The 19,501-nt window shown below is 58.7% G+C and carries 23 protein-coding genes; 22 read left to right on the plus strand and 1 reads right to left on the minus strand.

Going from position 1 to position 19,501, the window contains the following annotated elements:
- Positions 1–48: 48 nt before the first annotated feature.
- The 3 genes from ACR0DL_RS01785 (at position 49) to ACR0DL_RS01795 (ending at position 3,275) form a co-directional block, all read left to right on the plus strand.
- Complete coding sequence (locus ACR0DL_RS01785; RefSeq protein ID WP_170360194.1) at positions 49–756, plus strand: HAD-IA family hydrolase; 708 nt, start codon at positions 49–51, stop codon at positions 754–756.
- Between the two features lie 3 nt (positions 757–759).
- Positions 760–1,950, plus strand: a complete 1,191-nt coding sequence (locus tag ACR0DL_RS01790; protein ID WP_170374589.1) for a DegT/DnrJ/EryC1/StrS family aminotransferase — start codon at positions 760–762, stop codon at positions 1,948–1,950.
- Positions 1,951–2,111: 161 nt separating this feature from the next.
- Positions 2,112–3,275, plus strand: a complete 1,164-nt coding sequence (locus tag ACR0DL_RS01795) for an isovaleryl-CoA dehydrogenase (protein ID WP_480662319.1) — start codon at positions 2,112–2,114, stop codon at positions 3,273–3,275.
- Positions 3,276–3,319: 44 nt separating this feature from the next.
- On the opposite strand, the gene ACR0DL_RS01800 is transcribed toward ACR0DL_RS01795, so the two are convergent.
- A complete protein-coding gene (locus tag ACR0DL_RS01800) occupies positions 3,320–3,922 on the minus strand; it encodes an OmpW/AlkL family protein (protein ID WP_170348125.1) in 603 nt (200 codons plus the stop codon).
- Positions 3,923–4,058: 136 nt separating this feature from the next.
- Between ACR0DL_RS01800 and ACR0DL_RS01805 the strand changes: the two genes are divergently transcribed.
- The 19 genes from ACR0DL_RS01805 to ACR0DL_RS01895 all read left to right on the plus strand — a co-directional run bounded on the left by ACR0DL_RS01805 (position 4,059) and on the right by ACR0DL_RS01895 (position 19,499).
- Positions 4,059–5,588 carry an AMP-binding protein gene (locus ACR0DL_RS01805; RefSeq protein ID WP_480687316.1) on the plus strand — a complete coding sequence of 510 codons (1,530 nt, stop codon included), beginning with the start codon at positions 4,059–4,061 and terminating at the stop codon, positions 5,586–5,588.
- The gene (locus ACR0DL_RS01810) at positions 5,582–6,157 is read left to right on the plus strand and encodes a lysozyme inhibitor LprI family protein (RefSeq protein WP_170374593.1); all 576 of its coding nucleotides are present in this window, start codon (positions 5,582–5,584) and stop codon (positions 6,155–6,157) included. The genes ACR0DL_RS01805 and ACR0DL_RS01810 overlap by 7 nt, the downstream gene beginning before the upstream one ends.
- A 46-nt stretch (positions 6,158–6,203) precedes the next feature.
- Positions 6,204–7,808: a carboxyl transferase domain-containing protein gene (locus ACR0DL_RS01815; protein WP_480687318.1), complete on the plus strand. Its 1,605-nt coding sequence runs from the start codon at positions 6,204–6,206 to the stop codon at positions 7,806–7,808.
- Positions 7,808–8,233: an ASCH domain-containing protein gene (locus tag ACR0DL_RS01820; RefSeq protein ID WP_170348133.1), complete on the plus strand. Its 426-nt coding sequence runs from the start codon at positions 7,808–7,810 to the stop codon at positions 8,231–8,233. The genes ACR0DL_RS01815 and ACR0DL_RS01820 overlap by 1 nt, the downstream gene beginning before the upstream one ends.
- Positions 8,234–8,236: 3 nt before the next feature.
- Complete coding sequence (locus ACR0DL_RS01825; protein WP_170348134.1) at positions 8,237–10,165, plus strand: acetyl/propionyl/methylcrotonyl-CoA carboxylase subunit alpha; 1,929 nt, start codon at positions 8,237–8,239, stop codon at positions 10,163–10,165.
- A 78-nt stretch (positions 10,166–10,243) separates the two neighbouring features.
- Positions 10,244–11,098, plus strand: coding sequence for a hydroxymethylglutaryl-CoA lyase (locus tag ACR0DL_RS01830; RefSeq protein WP_480687320.1), 855 nt, complete (start codon positions 10,244–10,246; stop codon positions 11,096–11,098).
- 9 nt (positions 11,099–11,107) lie between these two features.
- Positions 11,108–11,890: a crotonase/enoyl-CoA hydratase family protein gene (locus ACR0DL_RS01835; protein WP_480687322.1), complete on the plus strand. Its 783-nt coding sequence runs from the start codon at positions 11,108–11,110 to the stop codon at positions 11,888–11,890.
- A 193-nt stretch (positions 11,891–12,083) separates the two neighbouring features.
- Positions 12,084–12,449, plus strand: coding sequence for an NADH-quinone oxidoreductase subunit A (locus ACR0DL_RS01840; RefSeq protein WP_050602775.1), 366 nt, complete (start codon positions 12,084–12,086; stop codon positions 12,447–12,449).
- Positions 12,440–12,973: a NuoB/complex I 20 kDa subunit family protein gene (locus ACR0DL_RS01845; RefSeq protein WP_010442777.1), complete on the plus strand. Its 534-nt coding sequence runs from the start codon at positions 12,440–12,442 to the stop codon at positions 12,971–12,973. The genes ACR0DL_RS01840 and ACR0DL_RS01845 overlap by 10 nt, the downstream gene beginning before the upstream one ends.
- An 11-nt stretch (positions 12,974–12,984) precedes the next feature.
- Positions 12,985–13,590: an NADH-quinone oxidoreductase subunit C gene (locus tag ACR0DL_RS01850; RefSeq protein WP_170395739.1), complete on the plus strand. Its 606-nt coding sequence runs from the start codon at positions 12,985–12,987 to the stop codon at positions 13,588–13,590.
- A complete protein-coding gene (locus ACR0DL_RS01855; protein ID WP_058274391.1) occupies positions 13,590–13,763 on the plus strand; it encodes a hypothetical protein in 174 nt (57 codons plus the stop codon). Before ACR0DL_RS01850 ends, ACR0DL_RS01855 begins: the two co-directional genes overlap by 1 nt.
- A gap of 1 nt (position 13,764) precedes the next feature.
- Positions 13,765–13,890: a hypothetical protein gene (locus ACR0DL_RS01860; protein WP_302477176.1), complete on the plus strand. Its 126-nt coding sequence runs from the start codon at positions 13,765–13,767 to the stop codon at positions 13,888–13,890.
- Complete coding sequence (locus ACR0DL_RS01865) at positions 13,890–15,113, plus strand: NADH-quinone oxidoreductase subunit D (RefSeq protein ID WP_170395741.1); 1,224 nt, start codon at positions 13,890–13,892, stop codon at positions 15,111–15,113. Before ACR0DL_RS01860 ends, ACR0DL_RS01865 begins: the two co-directional genes overlap by 1 nt.
- Complete coding sequence (gene nuoE / locus ACR0DL_RS01870; protein WP_480687324.1) at positions 15,113–16,210, plus strand: NADH-quinone oxidoreductase subunit NuoE; 1,098 nt, start codon at positions 15,113–15,115, stop codon at positions 16,208–16,210. Before ACR0DL_RS01865 ends, nuoE begins: the two co-directional genes overlap by 1 nt.
- A gap of 32 nt (positions 16,211–16,242) precedes the next feature.
- The gene (locus ACR0DL_RS01875) at positions 16,243–16,464 is read left to right on the plus strand and encodes a DUF5337 domain-containing protein (RefSeq protein WP_170349358.1); all 222 of its coding nucleotides are present in this window, start codon (positions 16,243–16,245) and stop codon (positions 16,462–16,464) included.
- A 12-nt stretch (positions 16,465–16,476) separates the two neighbouring features.
- Positions 16,477–17,775, plus strand: a complete 1,299-nt coding sequence (gene nuoF / locus ACR0DL_RS01880) for an NADH-quinone oxidoreductase subunit NuoF (protein WP_480687326.1) — start codon at positions 16,477–16,479, stop codon at positions 17,773–17,775.
- 409 nt (positions 17,776–18,184) lie between these two features.
- Positions 18,185–18,601, plus strand: a complete 417-nt coding sequence (locus tag ACR0DL_RS01885; RefSeq protein ID WP_170348149.1) for an MAPEG family protein — start codon at positions 18,185–18,187, stop codon at positions 18,599–18,601.
- A 23-nt stretch (positions 18,602–18,624) separates the two neighbouring features.
- The gene (locus tag ACR0DL_RS01890; protein ID WP_254437374.1) at positions 18,625–18,996 is read left to right on the plus strand and encodes a hypothetical protein; all 372 of its coding nucleotides are present in this window, start codon (positions 18,625–18,627) and stop codon (positions 18,994–18,996) included.
- Between the two features lie 98 nt (positions 18,997–19,094).
- Positions 19,095–19,499 carry a DUF5333 domain-containing protein gene (locus ACR0DL_RS01895; RefSeq protein ID WP_254428648.1) on the plus strand — a complete coding sequence of 135 codons (405 nt, stop codon included), beginning with the start codon at positions 19,095–19,097 and terminating at the stop codon, positions 19,497–19,499.
- The last annotated feature ends 2 nt before the right edge of the window (positions 19,500–19,501 follow it).

The following is a 19,501-nucleotide window of genomic DNA, read 5'->3' on the forward strand; positions in this document are numbered from 1 at the left end:
GCCGTTTGCAACACGAGACGGCAATAAACCGCCGAGGCAGGAGGCACAATGCGCACAGTAATCTTCGATCTGGACGGAACTTTGGCCGATACGTCGGGCGATTTGCTCGCGGCGGCCAACCACTGTTTTCGCCAGATGGGGCATGGGGATGTCCTGGTTCACGATGATGACGCAGCCGTTGCCTTGCGGGGTGGACGGATGATGCTGACCCATGGGCTGAAGCGGGTCGGTGCTTATGATGAGGATACTGTTCTGGCCTATTATCCCACCCTGCTTGAGGCTTACGCGAAGGACATCGACACCCACACTCGGTTCTATCCCGGTGCGCTTGAGGCTGTCGAAATGCTGAAATCCCAAGGTTATGGCGTAGGTATCTGCACCAATAAACCCGAGGCTCTGGCCCATCAGTTGCTGACCCAGATGGGCGTGCGGGATCAGTTTGCGTCTTTGGTGGGGGCAGACACGTTGCCCGTGCGCAAACCGGACCCCGAACCACTGCGCGAAGCCGCGCGCCGGGCCGGGGGACACCCCGATTTGTGTGTGCTGATCGGCGATTCCGACACCGACCGAAATACGGCGCGGGCAGCGGGCGTGCCCTCGGTGCTGGTGACGTTTGGCCCGTCCGGGGAAGATATGGCCGCATTGGAACCCGAAGCACTGCTGCATCACTTTGATGATCTGCCTGAGCTGGTCACCGGACTGATTGGTGCGGCGGCACAAATTCTTGACCCCAACCCTTTGCAGGATCAGAACTAGCCCATGACCGAAACATTCACTGGCAGCTTCACCCAGCAGGAACCTATTCCAGAAGAGGCGATTGACGCCGCCATGGCCGTTCTACGCCATGGGCGTCTGCATCGCTATAACGTCGTACCCGGAGAGTTGGGCGAAACCGCGCTGCTGGAGCAGGAGTTCGCGGCGCAAATGGGGGCGAAATACTGTCTGGCTGTGTCTTCTGGGGGTTATGCACTGGCCACCGCATTGCGGGCCGTGGGGGTGCAGCCGGGTGATCCGGTTTTGACCAACGCCTTCACGCTTGCGCCGGTGCCGGGATCGATTGCCTCGGTCGGGGCAAGGCCAGTTTTTGTGGGCGTGACTGAGAATCTGACGATTGATCTGGATGATCTTGAGGTCAAGCTGGATCAGGCGCGGGTGCTGATGCTCAGCCACATGCGCGGACATCTGTGCGATATGGACCGGTTAATGCAGATGTGTGATGCGGCGGGCGTTGCGGTGATCGAGGACTGCGCCCACACAATGGGTGCCGCATGGCGCGGGCAATTGTCGGGGCGTCAGGGGGCGATTGGGTGCTATTCCTGCCAGACGTACAAACACGTCAATTCCGGTGAAGGTGGTCTGCTGATCACCGATGACGAAGTGATTGCGGCCAAGGCCACGATGCTGTCGGGCTCGTACATGCTATATGAACGCCACCTTGCCGCACCGGGGCCCGAGGTGTTTGAAAAGATCAAATACACCACGCCCAATGTGTCCGGCCGCATGGACAATCTGCGCGCCGCGATCCTGCGCCCGCAACTGCGTGATCTTGACCGGCAGGTGCAGCGCTGGAACGAACGCTATGACGAAATCGCAACCGGCCTGCGGGACACCCCCGGCCTGACCATCGTCGAGCGTCCCGAGCAAGAGACCTATGTCGGTTCGTCGATCCAGTTCTTGCTGCTCGACTGGACGCCCGAACGTATTGCCGAGGTAATCCGTCGTTGCGGCGCACGGGGGGTCGAGATTAAGTGGTTTGGTGGGGCGGAGCCGACGGGATTCACCTCGCGCTATGACAGTTGGCGCTATGCCGAAAGCACGCCTTTGCCCGCAAGTGATCGTATCCTTGCCGGGGTGATGGATATGCGCGTGCCGTTGACTTTTTCGCTGGACGACTGCCGCCTGATCGCGCGCATCATCCGGGCCGAAGTTGGGGCTGTGTTTCAATCGTGATCCAATTGAGTGCGCCTTTGGCGCACGCTTTAATCTTGAAAAATGCCACCCTGTTCGGGGTGGCATTTTCTTTAGTGCTAGCCTTCTCATTGACCCGTGGAGGATTCGCTGTTACCTAATTATTGAACAAGTGTTCATTAATTCGATGAGGAGGTCGCAACATGTTCACGGCCACAATGCAATTTGATCTGGGTGAGGATGTGAACGCTCTGCGCGAGATGGTGCATCGCTGGGCGCAGGATCGGGTCAAACCGATGGCGGCCGAGGTCGATCAATCGAACGCCTTTCCCAATGAACTGTGGAAAGAGATGGGCGACCTCGGGCTGTTGGGCATCACCGTGCCCGAAGAGTATGGCGGGGCGGGGATGTCCTATCTGGCCCACACCGTAGCGGTGGAGGAGGTGGCGCGGGCCTCGGCTTCGGTCTCGCTGTCTTACGGGGCGCATTCGAACCTGTGCGTCAATCAGATCAAGCTGAACGGCAATGACGAGCAGAAGGCGAAATACCTGCCGCGCCTGATCTCGGGTGACCATGTTGGAGCGCTTGCAATGTCCGAAGCCTCGGCCGGATCAGACGTTGTGTCGATGAAGCTGCGCGCGGAAAAGCGTAACGATCACTACCGTCTTAACGGCAACAAATATTGGATCACCAATGGGCCGGACGCGGACACGCTAGTCGTGTATGCCAAGACTGACCCCGAGGCGGGTTCAAAAGGGATCACGGCCTTTTTGATCGAGAAAGAGATGAGGGGATTCTCGACCTCTACGCATTTCGACAAGCTGGGGATGCGGGGGTCGAACACAGCCGAACTGATCTTTGAAGATGTCGAAGTGCCGTTCGAGAACGTTCTGGGCGAAGAGGGCAAGGGCGTTGCGGTTCTGATGTCAGGTCTGGATTATGAACGCGTCGTGCTGGCTGGGATCGGCACCGGCATCATGGCTGCCTGTCTGGACGAGATCATGCCCTATCTGGCCGAGCGTAAGCAGTTCGGCAAACCGATCGGTAGCTTCCAACTAATGCAGGGCAAGATTGCCGACATGTATACCGCGATGAATTCCGCGCGGGCTTATGTCTATGAAGTTGCCAAGGCTTGTGACCGGGGTGACGTGACCCGTCAGGATGCAGCGGCGTGCTGCCTTTACGCCTCGGAACAGGCGATGACGCAGGCGCATCAGGCTGTGCAGGCGATGGGCGGGGCCGGGTTCCTGTCGGATTCAGCGGTCAGCCGGATATTCCGAGACGCCAAGCTGATGGAGATCGGCGCGGGCACCAGCGAAATTCGCCGAATGCTGATCGGGCGCGAGTTGATGAGCGAAATGCGCTGAGAAAAACGCCCCGCCAAAGGGTGGCGGGGCGTTAAAGACAAGGATCAGAAGCGATGGACGTAGGATACGCCGACCAGCCAGGGATCGATTTCTGCAGTGCCGATATCGGTGCCGTTCAGTTTAACGTCGGAGTCGATGTCGAACCAGCGCACGTTCAGACGCACAGCTCCTTTTTCGGTGACCATGTAGTCCAAACCGGCTTGCAGCGACACACCGAAGGAGTTGTCGATGTCCAGATCCCCAAGCGCGGATTTTTCGTCAAAGAAGATGGTGTAATTCAGACCGGCGCCAACATATGGCTTCCAGGCGCTGTTGGTCGCGAAGTGATAGTTCAGCGACAGGGTGGGCGGCAGGTGTTTGGTGCTGGCCAGATCGGTGCCCCCCAGCGCGATGCTGTGGCTGAACGGGGTCGCGGCCAGCAGTTCGATGCCAAGATTGTCCTGGACAAAATACTCTACTGTGAAGATCGCGCTGGTGTCTGCGTCAATGTCGGTATCGAGACCAGCCAGGGTTCCGTTGTCGGATTTCGGGTCCAGATAACCAACACCGACACCCACGGTCCAGTCACCTTGGTTTTGGGCCATTGCAGGGGCGGCAAGTGCGACAAGCGCAGTCGAGAGCGTCAAAGCGGCGAGTGTTTTGGTCATTTTATGGCCTTTGAATTTGTTGATGAGTCGCTTGTGCAGGACCGGACCGTTGCGAACTCTGATCTGCATCAAGTTCCTGTGAAAGCAGGGGGGCGCCCGCACCCGCCAAGGGTAAGAAAAACAAGGGGTTTCGCGCATGCATCCCGATAGGTGCATACCCGGTATGCGGAAGTCGGGCGTCTGGGATATTCCGGATCAACTCAATATGGCGCGACAATGCCTGGCGCATCCTCGTGACAATGTGGCCATCGTTGATCTGACAGACGGGTACCGCGAAGCCGTTACCTTTGGTCAACTCACGCGCATGACGGACGGGATTGCACGTGAACTGCATCAGCAGGTGCAGCCCGGCGACCGCGTGGGTGTGTTGCTGAGCCAGTCGCCCTGGTGTGCGGCGGCGCATCTGGCGATCTGGAAGCTTGGGGCGGTTTCGGTGCCGCTGTTCAAGCTGTTCAAACGGGATGCGTTGGCCTCGCGCGTGGGGGATGCGGGTGCGCGTCAGGTGCTGACCGATGCCGAAGGAGCCGCGTTGCTGGGCGATCTGGCCCACCCGGTTCTGGTCGAACATATTGCGCCATCGGATGATCCGTTCCCCTGCTCAGATACAGGCCCCGAGGACCCGGCGGTGCTGATCTATACCTCGGGCACCACGGGTAGCCCCAAGGGCGCACTGCATGGGCACCGGGTTCTGACCGGCCACCTGCCGGGTGTCTCGATCAGCCACAATCACCTGCGCGAAGGCGATTGCCTATGGACACCTGCGGATTGGGCCTGGATCGGAGGTCTGTTCGACGTATTGATGCCCGGGCTTGCGCTGGGTATTCCTGTGGTCGCGGCGCGGTTGGAAAAGTTTACGCCGGAAGCCTGCGCCGACGTGATCGCCCGCGGCGGTGTGCGGAACGTGTTCTTCCCTCCGACCGCACTTCGCATGCTGAAGGCGGCGGATCAGGCCATCCCCGGTCTGCGCTCGGTCGCTTCGGGCGGTGAGCCGCTGGGGGCCGAGATGCTGGCCTGGGGGCAACAGGCGTTTGGCCTGACGATCAACGAATTCTACGGCCAGACGGAATGCAACATGGTCGTCTCCTCCTGCGCCGAGGATTTCCCGGTACAACCCGGCTGCATTGGTAAGCCAGTGCCAGGGCACGAGGTTGCTGTGATCGATGAGGACGGCAATCCGATCAGCGAGGAGGGTGACGTGGCCATTCGGCGCGGTTCGGCCTCGATGTTGCTGGAATATTGGAATCGGCCAGAGGCGACGGCTGAGAAGTTTCGCGGCGACTGGCTGATCACCGGAGATCGCGGCGTGTGGGAGGGCGAGTATCTACGCTTTGTCGGTCGCGATGATGACGTGATTACCTCAGCCGGATACCGCATCGGCCCGGCCGAGATCGAGGATTGCCTGCTAACCCACCCGGCGGTGGCGACCGTGGGCGTGGTCGGCAAGCCCGACCCACTACGGACCGAGATCGTGAAGGCCTATGTGGTGCTGAAACCGGGGGCCGAGGCTTCGAGGTCGGAGTTGCAGGACTGGGTCAAGGCGCGTCTGGCTCAGTATTCCTATCCGCGTGAGGTCGCATTTCTGGAGGAGTTGCCGATGACGGTGACGGGGAAGGTGGTCCGGAAGGAATTGAAAGTGCGAGCGGCGGCGGAGGACAAACAATGCTGAATAAGTTGCACAGCTTTGATTTGCTTACTCTAGGCACTGTTTCAGTTCTCACCTTTGTGCTGCCCCAAGACCTTTGGGCACAGAACTATCAAGTTCAAGATGAGCACGGACAAACTACCGTGGACCAAGCCTACATGGATGCTCAAGTCCGTGGGTGTGTCGAAAGTGCTGGAGCACCAACAGACCTTTCCGACTGTATTGGTGCTTTTTCGGGCGATTGCATGAATGAAGATATTTCTTGGGGGCAAAGCACTCTGGGAATTTACTTTTGCGTCGAAGCTGAAACAGCGGTCTGGGACACGCTGGTGGACGAGAGTGCCGCAGACCTGCTGGTTCATTACAGCATGCTTGATGAAGGAGACGCTGAGAAAGCTTCCTCTCTACCTTTTAGAGTGCCGAGTTTAACCGAAGCACAAGAACGTTGGGAAGAAATGCGGGAGGCGGACTGCTTGGTGGAGTATCTTCAGTGGAGAGGGGGAACAGGTGCGAAACTCCTTGGGGCCGGGTGTCGCTTGGAGCGAACAAGCCAAAGAGTGGTTTGGTTAAAGACGTTGTTGGAGGAAAGATGATGCTTCTTATTTCGGCGGGTTTTCTGATGGACCAGGAAAGCAAAGAATGAAACTCACATCCAAAGCCATGCCCGCCTCTGAGGGCTTCAAGACAAACCGCACCGCTCATCTCGATGCGCTGGCACAAATCACTGCCGCCGCCGAAGCAGCCCGCATGGGCGGTGGTGAGAAATCCCGCGCGCGGCATGAATCCCGGGGAAAGATGCTGCCACGTCGTCGGGTGGCGAACTTGCTGGACCCGGGGTCTCCGTTCCTTGAGATCGGGGCGACGGCGGCGCATGCGATGTATGGCGATGCTGCGCCCTGTGCTGGGGTTGTCGCGGGTATTGGCCGGGTGCAGGGGCGCGAGGTCATGGTGGTGTGCAACGACGCCACCGTGAAGGGCGGCACTTATTACCCGATGTCGGTCAAGAAACATCTGCGGGCGCAGGAGATTGCTGAGGAAAACAACCTCCCCTGCATATATCTGGTCGATAGCGGCGGCGCGAACCTGCCCAATCAGGATGAGGTCTTCCCCGACCGCGACCACTTTGGCCGCATCTTCTACAATCAGGCAAGGATGAGCGCCAAAGGGATTGCACAGATCGCCGTGGTAATGGGCTCGTGTACGGCGGGTGGGGCCTATGTTCCTGCGATGTCGGATGTGACGATCATTGTGCGTGACCAAGGCACGATCTTTCTGGCCGGGCCGCCTCTGGTCAAGGCCGCGACCGGAGAGATCGTCAGCGCCGAAGATTTGGGTGGCGGCGACGTTCATACTCGCTTGTCTGGTGTAGCCGACTATCTGGCCGAGGATGACGCCCACGCGCTGGCCTTGGCGCGCCGCGCGGTCGGTTCGCTGAACCTGCGCAAGCCGCAGACAGTGGACTGGGCCACCCCCGAGGACCCGGCCTATGACCCCGAGGAAATTCTGGGTGTAGTGCCCGCCGATCTGCGCACGCCGTATGACATCCGCGAGGTGATCGCGCGGTTGGTCGACGGCTCGCGTTTCGATGAGTTCAAACCGCGCTTTGGCGAGACGCTGGTGACTGGCTTTGCCCATGTCAAAGGCTGCCCTGTCGGGATCATTGCCAACAACGGCGTGCTGTTTTCCGAAGCTGCGCAGAAGGGCGCGCATTTTGTCGAGCTGTGTTCGCAGCGGAAAATCCCTCTGGTGTTTCTGCAGAATATCACCGGGTTCATGGTTGGTCGGAAATACGAAAACGAAGGCATCGCACGGCATGGGGCCAAGATGGTGACAGCAGTTGCCACGACGAACGTGCCGAAGGTCACGATGCTGGTCGGCGGTTCTTTTGGGGCCGGGAATTACGGCATGGCGGGACGGGCCTATCAGCCGCGCTTCCTATGGACATGGCCGAACTCGCGGATTTCCGTGATGGGAGGCGAACAGGCGGCGGGTGTTCTGGCCACCGTCAAACGCGACGGGATCGAACGGCAGGGCGGCACCTGGTCTGCCGAGGAGGAGGCCGAGTTCAAACGCCCCACACTGGAGATGTTCGAGGAACAGTCGCATCCGCTCTATGCCTCTGCTCGGTTGTGGGATGATGGCATCATTGACCCACGCAAAAGCCGCGATGTGCTGGCGCTGTCGCTGAGAGCCGCGCTGAATGCCCCGATTGAAGAGACACGTTTCGGCGTGTTCAGGATGTGATGCGCATGGACCTGAAAGAAGTAATGACCCGCTACCCGGACGCACAGACTTTTAAGTTCGGCGATAGCGCTGCCTTGAGTGCTGAATTGCTGGCATTGGTGCGCTCAGGCCAAAAAAAAGCAACTTGTGGGGCGCTGCGCGACTATCCGGGCGGAAGCCCTGAGACACCAGTTGTCGGGCGACGCGATATCGCTCTGGAATGGGATGACACCCCGGCTTTGGTGATCGAAACGGTCGATGTCACGATCTGTTGTTTTTGCGATGTGACTGAGGACTTTGCATTGGCCGAGGGTGAGAATGAAACGCTTGAAGGATGGCGCGAGGATCACCGTTGTTACTTCGAGCGCAATGGCGGTTTCGATCCCGAGATGGAGTTATTGTGCGAACGTTTCCGTCTTGTCGAAGATCTGGCTGTTGAGGGGTAAGACATGTTCAACAAAATCCTGATTGCCAACCGGGGCGAGATCGCATGTCGCGTCATGGAAACGGCTCAGAAAATGGGCGTCTTCTGTGTTGCGGTCTATTCCGACGCGGATGCCTCGGCAAAACATGTGCAGATGGCCGATGAGGCTGTCCGTATCGGCGGCGCGGCTCCCGCTGAAAGCTACCTGAAGGGCGACGTGATCATTCAGGCTGCGCTGGATACCGGAGCTCAGGCGATCCATCCGGGGTATGGCTTTCTCTCGGAAAACCCCGAATTCGTGGATGCGGTCGATGCGGCTGGTTTGACGTTCATCGGCCCTTCGGCGGATGCGATCCGCAAGATGGGTCTCAAGGATGCGGCCAAGGTTCTTATGGAGCAGGCAGGCGTGCCGGTTGTGCCGGGATATCATGGTGACAATCAGGACCCCGAACATCTGGCGGGCGCTGCTGAAACCATCGGCTATCCCGTGTTGATCAAGGCCGTGGCAGGTGGCGGCGGCAAGGGCATGCGGCTGGTTGAACGTCCCGAGGATTTCGCCTCAGCATTGGACAGCGCACGGGGTGAGGCCAAAACAGCCTTTGGCAATGACGCCGTTCTGGTCGAGAAATTTGTCGCCAAACCCCGCCATATCGAAGTGCAGGTGTTTGGCGACGGCACCCATGCGGTGCATCTGTTTGAACGAGACTGCTCGCTTCAACGCCGACACCAGAAGGTGATCGAGGAGGCTCCGGCCCCGGGTATGACGGCTGAGATGCGCGAGGCGATGGGGCAGGCGGGCGTGCGGGCCGCCGAGGCGATCGGGTACAAGGGCGCAGGGACGGTTGAATTCATCGTTGATGCTTCGGACGGGCTGCGTCCGGACAGGTTCTGGTTCATGGAGATGAACACGCGCCTGCAGGTCGAGCATCCCGTGACCGAAGCGATCACCGGGGTCGATCTGGTCGAATGGCAATTGCGGGTCGCCGCTGGCGAGGCGTTGCCGAAACGTCAGGACGATCTATCCATCACTGGCCACGCATTTGAGGCCCGTCTTTATGCCGAGGACGTGCCCAAGGGCTTCCTGCCTGCAACGGGCACCCTGACGCATCTGCAATTCCCTACGGCCTGCCGTGCCGATAGCGGAGTGCGTGCGGGTGATACGATCAGCCCTTGGTATGACCCGATGATCGCTAAAGTCATTGTCCATGGCCCCACGCGCGCGGTTGCATTGGAACAGCTTCATCGTGCCCTGCAGCAGACCGAGGTCGCAGGCACCGTGACCAACCTCGCCTTTCTGGGCGCGCTGACCCGGCATGACGGTTTCGCCACAGGTGATGTAGATACCGGGCTGATCGGGCGGGATATTGATGCGCTGACACTGGTAGCTCCGATTTCGGCAGCGACATGCGTGGCGGCTGCGATGATGGCGTTGGACTTGGTCGATACGAAGGAAGAGACTGGGTTTTCCCTGTGGGCTCCGTTGCACCGAGCAGTTCAGCTAAAGGCAGATGACACCCTTGATCTTGATGTTCAGGTTGAAGGTTCAAATCGTCAGGTTTGGCAGGTCGGGGAAGATACTGTCATTGCCGAGCGCAGCAACGGTATCTGGTCCATTGACGGCAACCCAATGCCGCAGGTGTCGGTTTCGGGCGCGCGGATCACGGTCTTTGACACCTACGGGCAGGCGTTTGACATTGTTGATCCGCTGGACCGCGATGCCAGCGCTGCAGGCGATACTAACGTGATCGAAGCCCCCATGCCCGGGTTGGTCAAGGCGGTGTTTGCCACCGTGGGTCAAAAGGTAAGTGAGGGAGACAGGCTTGCCATTTTGGAGGCGATGAAAATGGAACATTCCCTTCTGGCCGCCCGCGACGGTGTCATTGCCGAGGTGCTGACTGAGGACGGCGCGCAGGTCGAAGCCGGAGCGGCCCTGATCAGATTGAAAGAAGAGTGACCTGTTCGCGCACCGCATCGCGTGGCACAGTCAGGCCATCCGAACAGGACACGAAACAAAACCGGGAGGAGCGCAGCCATGGGTGAGCGGGTCGAGATTTTCGAAGTAGGTCCACGTGACGGCCTGCAAAATGAACAGTGTGAGATCCCGGTGGCCGAGAAAGTGGCGCTGGTCGACTGCCTCAGCCGCGCCGGGTTCAACCGGATCGAAGTGGCCAGTTTTGTATCGCCCAAATGGGTGCCGCAGATGGCCGGCAGTGCGGAAGTTTTGGCCGGAATAAAAAGGACAGATGGGGTGCGCTATGCCGCGCTGACGCCCAACATGCGTGGATATGAGGATGCCCTGACGGCCAAAACGGATGAAATTGCAGTATTCGCCTCGGCCTCCGAGGGATTTTCGAAAGCCAATATCAACGCCACGATTGCCGAATCCATCGAGAGGTTTACACCGATCCTCGAGGCCGCGCGCCACATTGATCTGCCGGTGCGTGGCTATGTCTCTTGCGTGACCGACTGCCCCTATGATGGCCCAACACCGCCCAAGAAGGTGGCCGAGGTCGCAGATCAGCTGTTTGGCTTGGGCTGCTATGAGATCTCATTGGGCGATACAATCGGGCAGGGGACACCAGATACCATCGCGCATATGCTCTTGGCCGTACGAGAACGCGTGCCGGTAACCCGTCTGGCTGGGCATTTTCACGACACCAATGGCCGGGCGCTCGACAATATCGATGCTGCCCTGGCGTTGGGCGTGCGGACCTTTGATACGGCAGTTGGTGGATTGGGCGGCTGCCCTTATGCGCCCGGAGCTGCGGGGAATGTTGCGACCGAGGCCGTGGCCGCCCATCTGGAGCGGTTGGGCTATGAAACCGGACTTGATCTGGAAATCGTAGAGCAGGCCGCGCAAATGGCGCGGGCCATGCGGCCAGAGTGAGGGGCGGGCATGTTTGAAACGATCTCGGTGACGACAGACGCGCGTGGAGTTGCGACTTTGACGCTCGACCGGGCGGAAAAACACAACGCGATGTCGGCGCAGATGATTGCCGAACTGACACAAGCGGCCGCGCAACTGGGTGCAGATGACACAGTTCGCGTAGTGGTTCTGACCGGGGCGGGCAAGAGTTTCTGTGCGGGCGGTGACCTGGGCTGGATGCAGGACCAGATGGCCGCCGACCCCGAAACGCGGTTTGCCGAGGCGCGCAAGCTGGCCGAAATGCTGCAGGCGCTGAACACCATGCCCCGCCCGCTGATCGGTGCGATTCAGGGCAATGCGTTTGGCGGTGGTGTTGGGCTGACTGCTGTTTGCGACGTGGCCATTGGTGTGGACAGCGTAAAGATGGCCCTGACCGAAACGCGGCTGGGCCTGATCCCCGCCACGATTGGTCCATATGTGATTGCCCGGATGGGTGAGGCGCGGGCGCGGCGCGTGTTCATGTCGGCCCGGTTGTTCGATGCTGTCGAGGCGGTCGAGCTTGGGCTGCTGGCCAAAAACGTTCCGGCAACCGATTTAGCTGATGCGGTCGAAGCCGAAGTTCTGCCCTATCTTTCCTGTGCGCCAGGCGCGGTTGCATCGGCCAAGGATTTGGTCAGCAAGCTGGGACCCAATATTGACGATGCTGTGATTGACCAGACGATCGGAGCCTTGGTGGATCGGTGGGAAACCGACGAGGCGATGGAGGGAATCGGTGCGTTCTTTGAAAAGCGAAAACCTGCATGGAAAAGTTAGGTTTAGGCCTTAATTTCATTGCAGTTGCAGTAGGAATCACCTTTCCCGGATCACAGGGCATGACAAGTGGATTATTACTCCCGTCTGCGACTGTGTTCGGTTGACCCTCTGACCCCGCGCGGATAGAGAATGTCCAGTCAACACGCCAATTGACGGCGCCCCCCGACCGGGTTGCGCAGGAAAGGAGCTATTCGTGGAAGACCTGCTACGGGAGTATCTCCCGATTCTGGTGTTTCTGGCCGTTGCTGTCGGCCTTGGAATCGTCCTGATTCTGGCGGCTGTGGTTCTGGCAGTCCGCAACCCCGACCCTGAAAAGGTCAGCGCATATGAATGTGGCTTCAACGCCTTCGACGATGCGCGGATGAAATTCGACGTCCGGTTTTATCTGGTCTCGATTCTGTTCATCATCTTCGATCTGGAAATCGCCTTTCTGTTTCCGTGGGCCGTCGGCTTCAAGGACATCAGCGATGTAGGGTTCTGGTCGATGATGGTGTTCCTGGGTGTTCTGACCATCGGCTTTGCCTATGAATGGAAGAAGGGGGCCTTGGAATGGGAGTGATGACGGGTGCAAACACTGCCGGTGTCGACAAAGAAGTCGCAACCCAGGCCCTGAATGCCGAGTTGCAGGACAAAGGGTTCCTGCTGACCTCGACCGAAGACATCATCAACTGGGCCCGCACCGGATCGCTGCACTGGATGACCTTCGGTCTGGCCTGCTGCGCGGTTGAGATGATGCACACCTCGATGCCGCGTTATGATGCCGAACGGTTTGGTATCGCCCCGCGGGCGTCCCCACGTCAGTCCGATGTAATGATCGTGGCGGGAACGCTGACTAACAAGATGGCCCCGGCGCTGCGCAAGGTTTACGACCAGATGCCCGAGCCGCGCTATGTGATCTCGATGGGGTCCTGCGCAAATGGCGGTGGGTATTACCACTATTCCTATTCGGTCGTGCGCGGCTGTGACCGCGTGGTTCCAGTGGATATCTACGTCCCCGGGTGCCCGCCAACCGCCGAGGCGTTGCTGTATGGCCTGATGCAGTTGCAACGCAAAATCCGCCGCACCGGCACCATCGTACGCTGAGGAGAGAGCTGATGAGCGAAGCACTCAAAGAACTCGGCGCGCAGCTTGAACTGAAACGGGCCGATTGCGTTCTGTCCTGGGATGTGACCCATGGCGAACTGAACGTGGATGTGGCGCCGTCGAACCTTGTGGAATTCATTGAGTTCCTGAAATCCGACCGGAATTGCCAGTTTTCGTCGCTGGTTGACATCACTGGCGTGGATTACCCCGAACGGGCCAAGCGGTTCGATGTGGTGTATCACTTCCTGTCGATGTACCAGAACCAGCGCATCCGCCTGCGGGTTTCAATTCGAGAAGAAGACATGGTGCCCTCGATCGTTGACGTTCACCCCTCGGCGAACTGGTTCGAGCGTGAGGTGTTCGACATGTTCGGCATCCTGTTCTCGGGCCACCCGGACCTGCGCCGCATCCTGACCGACTATGGGTTCCGCGGCCACCCACTGCGCAAGGATTTCCCGACCACCGGCTATACCGAGGTGCGCTATGACGAAGCGCAAAAGCGCGTTGTCTATGAGCCGGTGTCGTTGGTGCAGGAATACCGTCAGTTTGATTTCATGTCCCCGTGGGAAGGCGCGAACTACATTCTTCCGGGGGATGAAAAACAGGAGACTGAATAATGGGTGGCATCTGGTGGCTGATCCTTTCTGCACTGACCATCATTCCGATGGTGAAGATTTTGCCGTTTTTCGGGATCAACAAGTTCTGGTGCCTTCTTTGTCTGGTTCCATTTGGCACAATTGCGTTGCTGTGGTGGGTTGGGCTGAAACTGCAAGAGTTGGAGCGCCGCTGAGATGATGGGTGAACTTATCATTTTGGGTGCGCTGGGGGTGCTGCTGGCAGGTGCCGCTGCCAAAGCGGCCGAAGCTGAAAAGGTTCGGGTTCGGGCCGAAGCGAAAAAGAAAGAACGGGGGCGTTGATGGACGGCTCAAGATACGATGACGGCAGCACGGACGCGCTGAGCGGAGAACAGAAGATCCGCAACTTCAACATTAACTTCGGCCCGCAACACCCTGCGGCACACGGGGTTTTGCGTCTGGTGCTTGAGCTGGACGGTGAGATTGTCGAACGCTGTGACCCGCATATCGGTCTGCTGCACCGTGGCACCGAAAAGCTGATGGAAAGCCGGACGTATCTGCAGAACCTGCCGTATTTCGACCGTCTGGATTACGTGGCACCGATGAACCAGGAGCACGCCTGGTGTTTGGCCATCGAAAAGCTGACCGGGGTTGAAGTGCCGCGTCGCGGCTCGCTTATCCGTGTTCTCTATTCCGAGATCGGGCGCATCCTGAACCATCTGCTGAATGTGACCACGCAGGCGATGGACGTCGGCGCGCTGACGCCGCCGCTGTGGGGCTTCGAGGAACGCGAAAAGCTGATGGTGTTCTATGAGCGCGCCTGCGGTGCCCGCCTGCACGCCGCCTATTTCCGCCCTGGTGGTGTCCATCAGGACCTGCCGCCGGAACTGCTGGACGATATCGAGGCGTGGAGCCACGAATTCCCCGCCGTTCTCGATGACATCGACGGTCTGCTGACCGAAAACCGTATCTTCAAACAGCGTAATGCCGATATTGGCGTCGTAACCGAGGATGACATCCAGAAATACGGCTTCTCGGGCGTGATGGTGCGCGGGTCTGGTCTGGCATGGGATTTGCGTCGCGCGCAGCCTTATGAATGCTATGACGAGTTCGAATTCCAGATCCCCGTCGGCAAGAACGGCGACTGCTACGACCGTTATCTGGTGCGCATGGAAGAGATGCGCCAGTCGCTGTCGATCATCCAGCAGGCCATCGTCAAAATCCGCGACTGCCAGGGTGACGTTCTGGCCCGAGGTAAGATCACCCCGCCGAAACGCTCAGACATGAAGACCTCGATGGAAAGCTTGATCCACCATTTCAAACTGTACACCGAAGGTTTCCACGTTCCCGCCGGTGAGGTCTACGCCGCCGTTGAGGCCCCAAAGGGTGAGTTCGGCGTCTATCTTGTCGCCGACGGCACCAACAAACCCTACCGCGCCAAACTGCGCGCACCGGGGTTCCTGCACCTGCAAGCTATGGACCACGTCGCCGGAGGCCACCAATTGGCCGATGTTGCCGCCATCATCGGCACCATGGACGTCGTATTTGGAGAGATTGACCGCTAATGCTCCGCCGCCTCCACCCCGAACAACCCGAAAGCTTTGCCTTCTCCGCTGCCAACCAGCAATGGGCCGAAGCGCAGATCACCAAATACCCCGAGGGGCGCCAGGCCAGCGCGGTTATCCCGCTGCTGTGGCGCGCGCAGGAACAAGAGGGCTGGCTGAGTCGTCCGGCGATTGAATCCGTCGCCGACATGCTGGGCATGGCCTACATCCGCGTGCTTGAGGTCGCGTCTTTCTACTTCATGTTCCAATTGCAGCCGGTTGGCTCGGTGGCACATATTCAGGTCTGCGGCACGACGTCCTGCATGATCTGCGGGGCCGAGGATCTGATTGCGGTCTGCAAGGACAAGATCGCTGCCAGGCCGCATGAACTATCTGCCGATGGCAAGCTGAGCTGGGAAGAGGTGGAATGCCTCGGGTCCTGTACCAACGCGCCGATGGCGCAGATTGGTAAGGATTATTATGAGGACCTGACCACCGAGAGCTTTGGCAAAATCCTCGACGATTTGGTTGCGGGCAAAGTTCCGACACCGGGCCCGCAGAATGGGCGTTATGCGGCAGAACCTCTCAAGGGTCTGACCAGTCTGACGGAATATGACAGTGGTCGAACCCAGTTTAACGCCAGTGTCGAACTGGCGAATGATCTGGGCGATACAGTCAAGCGGATTGATGGGACCGAAGTGCCCATCCTGACCCCTTGGCTGGGTAAGGACGGTAAGGCTGCAGCGACCAAGGCGGCACCAAAACCTCCGAAAGCGCCGACACCGGGCAAGCCTGCGGTGAAACAGGCCGAAGAGGCGAAGGCGAAAGAAGACCAGCCGGAAACCCTGACCGCGCCGCGCGATGGAAAAGCTGATGACCTGAAGATGCTCAAAGGTGTCGGACCCAAGCTGGAAGAAACGCTGAACGAGTTGGGCTTTTACCACTACGACCAGATTGCGGCCTGGACATCGGAACAGGTGGCTTGGGTTGATGCGCGGCTGAAGTTCAAAGGTCGGATCGAGCGGGACGGCTGGATCGAACAGGCCGGTAAGCTGGCGGCGGGCGAGGTAACCGAGTTCGCCAAACGTGCCAAGAAAGACGGCACTTACGAAGACTAGGACGCATGCCCATCCGGGGCATGAAGGATGAGATGGACAAGGACAAAGAACAGGCCATAGCCCGCAAGGGTCGTCACATAGGTATCGTCATTGCAGTGACGATGACCATTTGGCTTGCCATGAACCTGTTCATTGGCCCCGCACTGGAACTGACGACGCGCCATGCGTTGTTGTTTGATCTCGCCGCTCTGGCGGCGTTTGTCTATGCGGGCGTCAACATATTTCAACTCTGGCGCATGCGTCAGGATAGCTGAAGGTAACACGCGATGCTGAAGGATCAGGACCGGATCTTTACCAACATCTACGGGATGCACGAGCGTACGCTGAGAGGTGCGCAGGCCCGGGGGCATTGGGACGGCACAGCTGGCCTGATTGGTAATGGGCGCGACTGGATCATTCAGACGATGAAGGACTCGGGCCTTCGCGGGCGCGGTGGCGCGGGTTTCCCAACTGGTCTGAAATGGTCGTTCATGCCCAAGGAAAGTGATGGTCGTCCGGCCTATCTGGTGGTGAATGCGGATGAATCCGAGCCCGGCACCTGCAAAGACCGCGAGATCATGCGCCATGATCCGCACACGTTGATCGAAGGCTGCCTGATCGCGTCATTCGCGATGAACGCACACACCTGCTATATCTACCTGCGCGGCGAATACATCCGCGAGCGCGAGGCGCTGCAGGCCGCGATTGACGAAGCGTATGACGCGGGTCTGCTAGGCAAGAACGCCGCCGGTTCGGGTTGGGATTTCGATCTGTTCCTGCATCACGGCGCCGGTGCCTATATCTGCGGAGAAGAGACCGCCCTGATCGAAAGCCTTGAGGGCAAGAAAGGTATGCCGCGGATGAAGCCTCCGTTCCCGGCGGGCGCGGGGTTGTATGGCTGCCCGACCACGGTGAACAACGTAGAATCCATCGCGGTTGTGCCGACCATCCTGCGCCGTGGTGCGGACTGGTTTGCCGGATTCGGCCGTCAGAACAATGCAGGGACCAAGCTGTTTGCCATTTCGGGTCACGTGAACAACCCCTGCGTGGTCGAAGAGGCAATGTCTATTCCCTTTGAGGAGCTGATCGAAACCCATTGCGGCGGCATTCGCGGCGGTTGGGACAATCTTCTGGCGGTTATTCCGGGTGGTTCTTCGGTACCCTGTGTGCGCGGCGAGAACATGCGCGATGCGATCATGGATTTTGATCATCTGCGCAACGATCTGGGCTCGGGCCTGGGGACTGCTGCGGTCATCGTGATGGACAAGTCCACGGACATCATCAAGGCGATCTGGCGGCTGTCGAAATTCTACAAACATGAAAGTTGCGGTCAGTGTACGCCCTGCCGTGAAGGCACCGGCTGGATGATGCGCGTGATGGACCGTCTGGTGCGCGGCGAGGCCGAGCTGGAAGAGATCGACATGTTGTTCGACGTGACCAAACAGGTTGAAGGTCACACGATCTGCGCCCTCGGCGATGCGGCTGCCTGGCCGATACAGGGCCTGATCCGTAACTTCCGCGAAGAGATTGAAGATCGCATCAAGGCCCAGAAAACGGGTCGGATGGGTGCGATGGCGGCGGAGTGATCGAGATGCGGAGCTTTCGAACAACTTGTGTCGCACTCTTGCTTATCGGGGCTGTAGCAGCCCCAGCCGCAGCTGCGAAACGTGCGGCATACGATCAGGCTGTCGGTGAGGTTCTTGCGGCTCATTTCATAAAAGACAGATGCAGCGGTCTGGCCACTGTTGGCGGTTCTGATTACCAGAGTTACGTGCTGACTGCGACAGAACTGACTGCGGTTCAGGGATTGCGTCGGCAAAAAATGCGCAAGTTCTTATTCTATGGGAGATCCGATTGGCTTAAGGGGCAAGTAAGGAAGGTTCTCGACGACAGAAATGTAGAAATTTCAAACAAAAAATCTCTTTGTGCGTTTGGACGAGGCGTGGCAGGAACCGAAGATGCTATCGGGCGATTTCTGGTAAAGGAGTGACCTAGATGGAATTTCTAACCGACTACTCCCACGCAGTTACTTCGATAGTGATCTTCACGCTCGTGCTTCTGTTCATGTCGCCATTCACGGCTTTGGCGAAACAAAGCAAAGGGTTGGCGCCGGGGGCCACACCCGAACAAGACTATGCTGACAAGGCCTATCGCCTGAATCGCGCCTACCTGAATGGGACCGAGACGCTGCCCGCCTATCTGACGGTCATTGTCGCGGCCATTCTTATGGGGGCCAGCCCATTTTGGGTTAACCTGCTGGCTTCGGTCGCGTTGCTGGCGCGCCTGATAATGCTGGTGGTGCATATTCGCGGTATCGGCAAACCGTCTGCTGGTTTGCGCTCGGTTCTGTATGTCATCGCCTGGGCCTGCATGGTCGTGATGGGGATTATGGCAATAGTGGCGGCGTTTTGATGAAGACTTGGGGAAAATATCAGATGCTAGGACGTAAAAGTGTTGCCGGTCGCGTGTCCATGTTGGCCGGCGTCCTTACGTTGTCACTTGTTTCGGCGTGCGGTGGCATCACGTCGTCCAGTGATCGTGTCCTTTTTGACGGTAAGTATTTTCGGGCCAAAGCAAAGCCCGTCGATAAAAAGAAGATGCCGACCGAATTCACCGTGGTTGTGAATGGGGTTTCTGCCTCGTTGGACGGCGCGCGCGAAGCGGGACGGTACGAGGGGACGAAATTCTGCATCAAGAACTTCGGTTCTTCCAGCATCGCGTGGAAGGTCGGCCCGGATACTGAACCCCAGAACTTGCGTGTCAGCGACGACAAGTTGACCTTTGCAGGAGCTTGCCAGCGACCATGACGCGCGTGTTCGCATATCACTCGATGACACGGGGGATGTTATTGCATAGCACCCCGACTGCCGGTCGTCTTGGGTTTCCCAAGACGAAAGGATTTGTCATGTCCAGTGTGAAAATGTTGACGCTGCTGTCTGTGCTGGCTTTGCCCACCATCGTTGAAGCGAAACCGCCCTTGCGCGAAGTCAAAGAGATCGACAACGAACTCTATTACATCGCTATTGCAAATGAGATTTCAGAGTATTGCCCCTCGATCAGCGGGCGGCGTCTGAAAGCGATCGGTGTGCTGTGGGGATTGAAGTCGCAAGCGAACAAACTGGGATACTCGGACAACGAAATCCGGGCGTATGTGGATTCGGATGCCGAAAAGGACCGGATGCGCGCCAAGGGCGAGGCGTATCTGGCCCAACACGGTGTCACCTACGAAAACCCCAATTCCTTCTGCACGCTGGGGCGGGCAGAGATTGAAAGAAACAGCGCCATTGGCGTGTATTTGAGGGCGAACTAGAC

This window comes from Ruegeria sp. BB5 (genome assembly GCF_056539405.1).

Coding starts and splice junctions, on each gene's coding strand:
- ACR0DL_RS01845 (WP_010442777.1), top strand. CDS start 12,440: ATGGGAGTGATGACGGGTGCAAACACTGCCGGTGTCGACAAAGAAGTC.
- ACR0DL_RS01785 (WP_170360194.1), top strand. CDS start 49: ATGCGCACAGTAATCTTCGATCTGGACGGAACTTTGGCCGATACGTCG.
- ACR0DL_RS01865 (WP_170395741.1), top strand. CDS start 13,890: ATGGACGGCTCAAGATACGATGACGGCAGCACGGACGCGCTGAGCGGA.
- ACR0DL_RS01885 (WP_170348149.1), top strand. CDS start 18,185: ATGGAATTTCTAACCGACTACTCCCACGCAGTTACTTCGATAGTGATC.
- ACR0DL_RS01890 (WP_254437374.1), top strand. CDS start 18,625: ATGCTAGGACGTAAAAGTGTTGCCGGTCGCGTGTCCATGTTGGCCGGC.
- ACR0DL_RS01895 (WP_254428648.1), top strand. CDS start 19,095: ATGTCCAGTGTGAAAATGTTGACGCTGCTGTCTGTGCTGGCTTTGCCC.
- ACR0DL_RS01790 (WP_170374589.1), top strand. CDS start 760: ATGACCGAAACATTCACTGGCAGCTTCACCCAGCAGGAACCTATTCCA.
- ACR0DL_RS01800 (WP_170348125.1), bottom strand. CDS start 3,922: ATGACCAAAACACTCGCCGCTTTGACGCTCTCGACTGCGCTTGTCGCA.
- ACR0DL_RS01855 (WP_058274391.1), top strand. CDS start 13,590: ATGGGTGGCATCTGGTGGCTGATCCTTTCTGCACTGACCATCATTCCG.
- ACR0DL_RS01875 (WP_170349358.1), top strand. CDS start 16,243: ATGGACAAGGACAAAGAACAGGCCATAGCCCGCAAGGGTCGTCACATA.
- ACR0DL_RS01795 (WP_480662319.1), top strand. CDS start 2,112: ATGTTCACGGCCACAATGCAATTTGATCTGGGTGAGGATGTGAACGCT.
- nuoE (WP_480687324.1), top strand. CDS start 15,113: ATGCTCCGCCGCCTCCACCCCGAACAACCCGAAAGCTTTGCCTTCTCC.
- ACR0DL_RS01850 (WP_170395739.1), top strand. CDS start 12,985: ATGAGCGAAGCACTCAAAGAACTCGGCGCGCAGCTTGAACTGAAACGG.
- ACR0DL_RS01825 (WP_170348134.1), top strand. CDS start 8,237: ATGTTCAACAAAATCCTGATTGCCAACCGGGGCGAGATCGCATGTCGC.
- ACR0DL_RS01830 (WP_480687320.1), top strand. CDS start 10,244: ATGGGTGAGCGGGTCGAGATTTTCGAAGTAGGTCCACGTGACGGCCTG.
- ACR0DL_RS01805 (WP_480687316.1), top strand. CDS start 4,059: ATGCATCCCGATAGGTGCATACCCGGTATGCGGAAGTCGGGCGTCTGG.
- ACR0DL_RS01815 (WP_480687318.1), top strand. CDS start 6,204: ATGAAACTCACATCCAAAGCCATGCCCGCCTCTGAGGGCTTCAAGACA.
- nuoF (WP_480687326.1), top strand. CDS start 16,477: ATGCTGAAGGATCAGGACCGGATCTTTACCAACATCTACGGGATGCAC.
- ACR0DL_RS01860 (WP_302477176.1), top strand. CDS start 13,765: ATGATGGGTGAACTTATCATTTTGGGTGCGCTGGGGGTGCTGCTGGCA.
- ACR0DL_RS01835 (WP_480687322.1), top strand. CDS start 11,108: ATGTTTGAAACGATCTCGGTGACGACAGACGCGCGTGGAGTTGCGACT.
- ACR0DL_RS01820 (WP_170348133.1), top strand. CDS start 7,808: ATGCGCATGGACCTGAAAGAAGTAATGACCCGCTACCCGGACGCACAG.
- ACR0DL_RS01810 (WP_170374593.1), top strand. CDS start 5,582: ATGCTGAATAAGTTGCACAGCTTTGATTTGCTTACTCTAGGCACTGTT.